This is a genomic window from Pseudoalteromonas sp. UBA6610 (assembly GCF_002433295.1).
GTDB lineage: Bacteria > Pseudomonadota > Gammaproteobacteria > Enterobacterales > Alteromonadaceae > Pseudoalteromonas > Pseudoalteromonas atlantica.
Genome location: NZ_DJHW01000016.1, coordinates 7,610 through 13,691, shown reverse-complemented (window position 1 = coordinate 13,691; position 6,082 = coordinate 7,610). Strand labels below are relative to the sequence as shown.

Genomic DNA, 6,082 nt, shown 5'->3' with positions numbered 1-6,082 from the left:
AGCTTTGGTTACTGCCCGCAAGACAGCACAAAAGATTTTGATAACGATTTAACGTTATTTGATTGGATGTCGCAATGGCGTACAGCCAAGCATAACGATTTAATGGTACGCGGCATGTTAGGCCGTTTGTTGTTTACCGCCGACGATTCAAACAAAAAAGCGCGTAACTGTTCAGGTGGTGAAAAAAACCGTTTGTTGTTTGGTAAGCTAATGATGCAAGACGTAAATGTACTTGTAATGGACGAGCCAACCAACCACATGGATATGGAAGCCATTGAAGCGCTAAACAATGCACTTAAAGACTTTGCGGGTACGCTTATTTTTGTAAGCCACGACCGCGAGTTTGTATCATCTTTAGCAACACGTATTATTGATATTAAAGACAAGCAGGTCATTGATTTTCAGGGTACGTTTGACGAATACCTAGCTAGCATCGAAGAGAAAAAAATCGCTTAAGTTGTAGCAGCGATTTTATATCGCGTCTGTTTTAGGTATAAGTTTTTAGGTTTAAGCTTTTAGGTTTCAAAAACTAAAAATAAAGCCTAAATCATTTTAAAAAGGTGCTGTTTAGCGCCTTTTTTTGTGGGTGTTTAAATAGGTGGGTGCGCATTGTTTTAGCCATAATAAGCTAAACCCTGCTCTGTAGACGCACAGCTTGCTGGCGTTTTAAAAGCAACGCTTTTACCTAAGTGTAACCACCTTTTCCAAAGCCATGAGAAGCTACGTTTCTAACGTGAGCAAGCTCAACGACTACAAGTCAAACTAACGCCGGAGCTAAGCCCAATCCTGTAGACGCACAGCTTGCTGGCGTCTTAAAAGCAACGCTTTTACCTAAGTGTAACAACCTTCGCTAAAGCCATGAGAAGCTACGCTTCTAACGTGAGCAAGCTCAACGTCTACAAGTCAGATTAACTACTGTTTTAAAAACTTCCCTTGTGTAATAAACAGGTTTTCCTATATTTATTAAAATATATTAAGAAATGGCTCTCATGGTTTCTTCAACAAAACTATTAAAAGGTCGCTGCTCGTCTGCAAATAAATATTATTCAGTCACCATATGCTGCGTGCAAAGAGCCGATTTATTTGAAAACTTTGAGAATGCCTGTATGGCCGCTCGCGCGATCTTTTATATGCAAAAAAATGTTAATACTATTTGCTATACCGTAATGTCAGATCACCTTCATTGGCTTTTTCAAGTTAAGGCGCTCTCACTATCTGAGGTAGTTAGGCAGTTTAAAAGCTTAACAACCGTGAAGATTAATGCGCTTAGTGGTGATAAAGGTCCAATTTGGCAACAAAATTATTTTGATCATCAAATCCGCAATGAAAGAGATTTAATAATTCAGGCTCGTTATATTGTTGCAAACCCATTAAGAGCTGGGATTGTGCAAAAGATTGAACAATACCCTTTTTGGGATTGTATATATTTGAACGGCGGGGGTTGAGGGTATTATTTTTATTTTTCGTGAACAAGCATCGTGTACCAACGCCGGAGCTTAGCCCTAGTCTGTAGACGCGCAGCTTGCTGGCGTTTTAAAAGCAGCGCTTTTACCTAAGTGTAAACCCCTTTGCCAAAGCCATGAGAAGCTACGCTTCTAACGTGAGCAAGCTCAACGTCTACAAGTCAAATTAACGCCGGAGCTAAACCTTACTCTGTAGACGCACAGCTTGCTGGCGTTTAAAAGCAGCGCTTTTACCTAAGTGTAAGCCCCTTTGCTAAAACCATGAGAAGCTACGCTTCTAACGTGAGCAAGCTCTACGTCTACAAGACAAACTAACGCCGAAGCTAAGCTCTGTGCCTACAGGCCACGAACTAAAATTTAGACAATAAAAAAGGGAGCTATGTTGCTCCCCTTCGTGCCTATAATTTTGATTTATTTAAGATCAAATCTGTCGGCGTTCATTACTTTTACCCATGCATTTACGAAGTCATGTACAAAACGTTCATTGTTGTCGTCTTGTGCGTAAAATTCGCTTAGTGCACGTAATATAGAGTTTGAACCAAACACTAAATCTATACGTGTTGCGGTCCATTTTATGGTGCCTGTTTTACGTTCAACAATGTTGTAAACACCTGGCTCAGACGGTTTCCAGTTATTGGCCATGTCGGTTAAGTTTACAAAAAAGTCGGTAGAAAGCGCACCTACGTTATCGGTAAATACGCCGTGTTTGCTGCCTGCGTAGTTTGTGCTTAACACGCGCATTCCGCCAAACAGTACGGTCATTTCTGGTGCTGTTAGGCCCATTAACTGGCTACGCTCTAAAAGTAGCTCTTCTGGCGAGACGCTAAAGTCGCCTTTAAGGTAGTTTCTAAAGCCGTCGTGTACTGGCTCTAACGGTTCGAACGACTCGGCATCGGTCATTTCGTCGGTTGCATCGCCGCGCCCTGGCGCAAACGGTACTGTTACATCAACACCAGCTTGTTTTGCAGCTTGCTCTACAGCTGCTGTGCCACCTAATACGATTAAATCTGCAATACTGATAGGCTTAGCTAAGCCAGCTTTAAATTTTTCAAGGGCGCTAAGTACGCTTGCTAGGCGCTCTGGCTCATTACCTTGCCAATCTTTTTGCGGAGCTAAGCGAATACGCGCGCCATTTGCACCACCACGGCGGTCTGAGCCACGGTACGTACGTGCGCTATCCCACGCTGTAGTAATTAAATCAGTTGCGCTTACGCCACAATCAAGAATTTGTGCTTTTAGCTCGCTGATTTCGTCATCAGATAGGGTGTAGTCAACCGCTGGAATTGGGTCTTGCCAAATTAGGTCTTCGCTTGGTACATCTTTACCTAAGTAACACGCTTTAGGACCTAAGTCGCGGTGCGTAAGTTTAAACCACGCGCGGGCAAACACATCAGAAAAATACTCAAAGTCGTTGTTAAAGCGTTCAATAATTTTACGGTAGATTGGGTCTACCTTCATGGCCATATCGGCGTCGGTCATCATTGGGTTTAAACGAATTGATGGGTCTTCTACATCTACCGGCTTGTCTTCTTCTTTAATATTTACAGGCTCCCATTGGTGCGCGCCTGCTGGGCTTTTAGTTAGTTCCCACTCGTAATTTAATAGTAAGTGGCAGTAGCCGTTATCCCATTTTGTTGGGTGGGTAGTCCACGCGCCTTCTAGGCCCGACGTTACGGTATTGCGACCAAAGCCGCCTTCTTTAGTGCTGTTCCAGCCTAGGCCTTGCTCGTGTACGTCGGCCGCTTCTGGCTCTGGGCCTAAGTGCTCAGCTTTACCGTTACCGTGGGTTTTACCTACCGTGTGGCCGCCTACAGTAAGCGCTGCGGTTTCTTCGTCGTTCATTGCCATGCGAGCAAATGTTTCACGTACGTGCTGCGCGGTTTTTTGCGGATCGGGTATCCCATTAACGCCTTCTGGGTTTACGTAAATTAAGCCCATTTGTACCGCAGCTAATGGGTTTTCCATGGTGTCGGGTTTTTCTACGTTGTCGTAACGCTCATCACTCGGTGCTAGCCATTCTTTTTCTGCGCCCCAGTAAATGTCTTTTTCTGGATGCCAAATGTCTTCACGGCCGCCTGCAAAGCCATAAATTTTTAAGCCCATTGATTCGTATGCCATGTTACCGGCTAAAATAAATAGGTCGGCCCACGATAATTTGTTACCGTATTTTTTCTTGATTGGCCACAATAGACGGCGCGCTTTATCTAAGCTTGCGTTGTCTGGCCACGAATTTAGCGGCGAAAAACGCTGGTTGCCGGTGCTTGCGCCACCACGGCCGTCTGATAATCGGTACGTACCCGCAGAGTGCCATGCCATGCGGATCATTAAGCCGCCGTAATGACCCCAATCGGCTGGCCACCAATCTTGGCTATCGGTCATAAAGGTTTTTAGGTCGGCTTTTACTGCGTCTAAATCGAGAGATTTGAATGCTTCGGCGTAGTCAAAGTCTGTGCCGTAGGGGTTTGATTTTGTATCGTGCTGATGAAGAATGTCTAAATTTAGAGTATTTGGCCACCAATCTGTGTTTACTTTAGAAATAACTGAGTTACTACCGTGCATTACGGGACATTGACCCGATTTAGTGCTGCTCATTTTCAGCTCCTTACTTTAAATGAAGAGTTTAACTATTTTACTCAAGCCCCAGCGCTTACATTTAAAGTAGCACGCTAAGGTTTATTAATTTTGTGCATAATTTTTATTTACTGCTCAAACAATATAGACACCTAATATTACATTCGCCAGCGTATTAACTTGAATTAAATCGATTGAAACCATTGGTTTAATGAATACAGTTTAAACACCACAATTAGTGTGATCGGATTAAATAGATAACGCGTAATGGTATGTGAAGGGTTTGAAAGTGGCTTTTAATTAAGCGCACATTGGAATACCCCCCTTCACCATGAAATTAAAGTTGTTTATAAAGGTGCATTACTAAGCCCAATGCACCTTTACTTCATAACTTATTGAAATCTATTTTGAATAATTAAGTAAATGTTCAGATTAACTTGATTATTATGACCACTCACTCCTGTTATTTCCCTGCGACAATTTATTGTTGTTTTAAGCAGTTTTGCCAGCCCACATTGGGCTGGCTTTTTTTTGCCTAAAATTTAGAATCCTTTGGGGCTGTGTGAACAGTTGTATGATTTTGTTAAGTTGTTTAATGTTCAAAGCCAACACGCCCTAGTGCCAATAAGCCTTGCATGTTAAAGTGCGATTAGTCACTAATAATTAACTAGGCGTACCCATGCGTTTTTATATAACTATTCTATTTGTTTGTTTTGTTTCGCTTTTAAATACTGTTAATGCCCAAGAATCTGCTGCACCAACAGAAGAGCAACAGCAACAAGCGTTAGCGCAATTAAATGAGCCCATGTATAAACCGCTTTTAGAACGCTATATTCTTGATGAGTTAAAAGCCGTTCGCCAAGACCAACAACAATTACGCGAAGATGTAACAAAACAAGTTACACACGCCCAGTTAGATACCGCCGACAGAGCGCTTATTTACACCACCGACACTATTAATAACGTGTTTTTTATTATTACTGCTACGGCCTCTATTTTGGTTTTAGTGGGCTGGAACTCGCTGCGCGATGTTAAAAATAAAGTAGAAGACATAGTAAATACGCGTGTCAGTGTGATCACTGACGAGTACGAAGATCGCTTAAAAATTCTTGAAGAAAAACTGCGTGTACGCTCAGAAGAAATACTCAGTAACCAAGAGCGTATATCGGTCACTAACGAGGTGCACTCGTTATGGATGCGCGCAAACCTAGAAAGCGACTTTGCAAACAAAATTGAAATATTTGACGAAATTTTAAAACGTAAGCCAGAAGATGTAGAAGCCATTGCCTATAAAGCCGATGCATTATTAGAGCTAAACGAAACCGCCAAAGCCATTGAGTTATGTAACCAAGCCATTGATATAGATAGCGACTACGGCTATGCATACTGGCAGCGTGCGTGTGCGTATGCACTTACACACAAACATGCCGATGCATTAGCCGATATAAAAATGGCCCTTGAATACTCGCCAAACTTACGTAATGAGCTACTACACGAAAGTGCATTTGCCAGCCTACACGACAACGACAGCTTTAATACCATAGTAGCGGGTAGCTAGAGTTTTGTAAGCGCGTTATTGGCGTAAAGTGCGAAGCACACAATAGCAGTAGCAGCGGCTATATGCCGCGAAAAAATTCAATATAAAACGCGAGGTAAACTCGCTGCTACGTAGTTAGCTCATGCTTCTGTTTAAAAGTGATTATGTCACCACCGAGAAGTGAAGGAGGAGAACAGGAGAAATTACTCACCAACCCCCATTGTTTCCTCTGTGTCCTCTGTGCCCTCTGTGGTGAAATTAATGAGTAGCAGCGGCTTTATGCCGCGAAAAAATTCAATATAAAACGCGAGGTAAACTCGCTGCTACGTGGTTAGCTCATGCTTTCGTTTAAAAGTGATTATGTCTCCACCGAGAAGTGAAGGAGGAGTGCAGGAGAAATTACTCACCAACCCCCATTGTTTCCTCTGTGTCCTCTGTGTCTCTGTGTCCTCTGTGGTGAAATTAATGAGTAGCAGCGGCTTTATGTCGCGAAAAAATTCAATATAAAACG

4 protein-coding genes are annotated in these 6,082 nt (G+C 42.7%); 3 read left to right on the top strand and 1 reads right to left on the bottom strand.

Translation table 11 applies throughout. The annotated features are described in order from the left end of the window. Together B4F91_RS01715 and B4F91_RS01710 are read left to right on the top strand one after the other, a co-directional pair. Positions 1-456: ATP-binding cassette domain-containing protein (locus B4F91_RS01715; protein ID WP_288635346.1), on the top strand; the 456-nt coding region annotated here is incomplete at its 5' end. 533 nt (positions 457-989) lie between these two features. Beyond that, entirely contained in the window at positions 990-1,445 is a 456-nt protein-coding gene (locus tag B4F91_RS01710; RefSeq protein ID WP_286937788.1) for an REP-associated tyrosine transposase, read from the top strand. 429 nt (positions 1,446-1,874) lie between these two features. On the opposite strand, the gene katG is transcribed toward B4F91_RS01710, so the two are convergent. Continuing rightward, the gene (gene katG / locus B4F91_RS01705; protein WP_286937790.1) at positions 1,875-4,055 is read right to left on the bottom strand and encodes a catalase/peroxidase HPI; all 2,181 of its coding nucleotides are present in this window, start codon (positions 4,053-4,055) and stop codon (positions 1,875-1,877) included. Between the two features lie 658 nt (positions 4,056-4,713). Here katG and B4F91_RS01700 point away from each other — a divergent pair. Then, positions 4,714-5,592, top strand: coding sequence for a tetratricopeptide repeat protein (locus B4F91_RS01700; protein WP_024032988.1), 879 nt, complete (start codon positions 4,714-4,716; stop codon positions 5,590-5,592). Positions 5,593-6,082: the final 490 nt, after the last annotated feature.

What these genes read in the sequence shown, in the direction of transcription:
- B4F91_RS01700 (WP_024032988.1), top strand. Translation starts at nt 4,714, where the DNA reads ATGCGTTTTTATATAACTATTCTATTTGTTTGTTTTGTTTCGCTTTTA.
- katG (WP_286937790.1), bottom strand. Translation starts at nt 4,055, where the DNA reads ATGAGCAGCACTAAATCGGGTCAATGTCCCGTAATGCACGGTAGTAAC.
- B4F91_RS01710 (WP_286937788.1), top strand. Translation starts at nt 990, where the DNA reads ATGGTTTCTTCAACAAAACTATTAAAAGGTCGCTGCTCGTCTGCAAAT.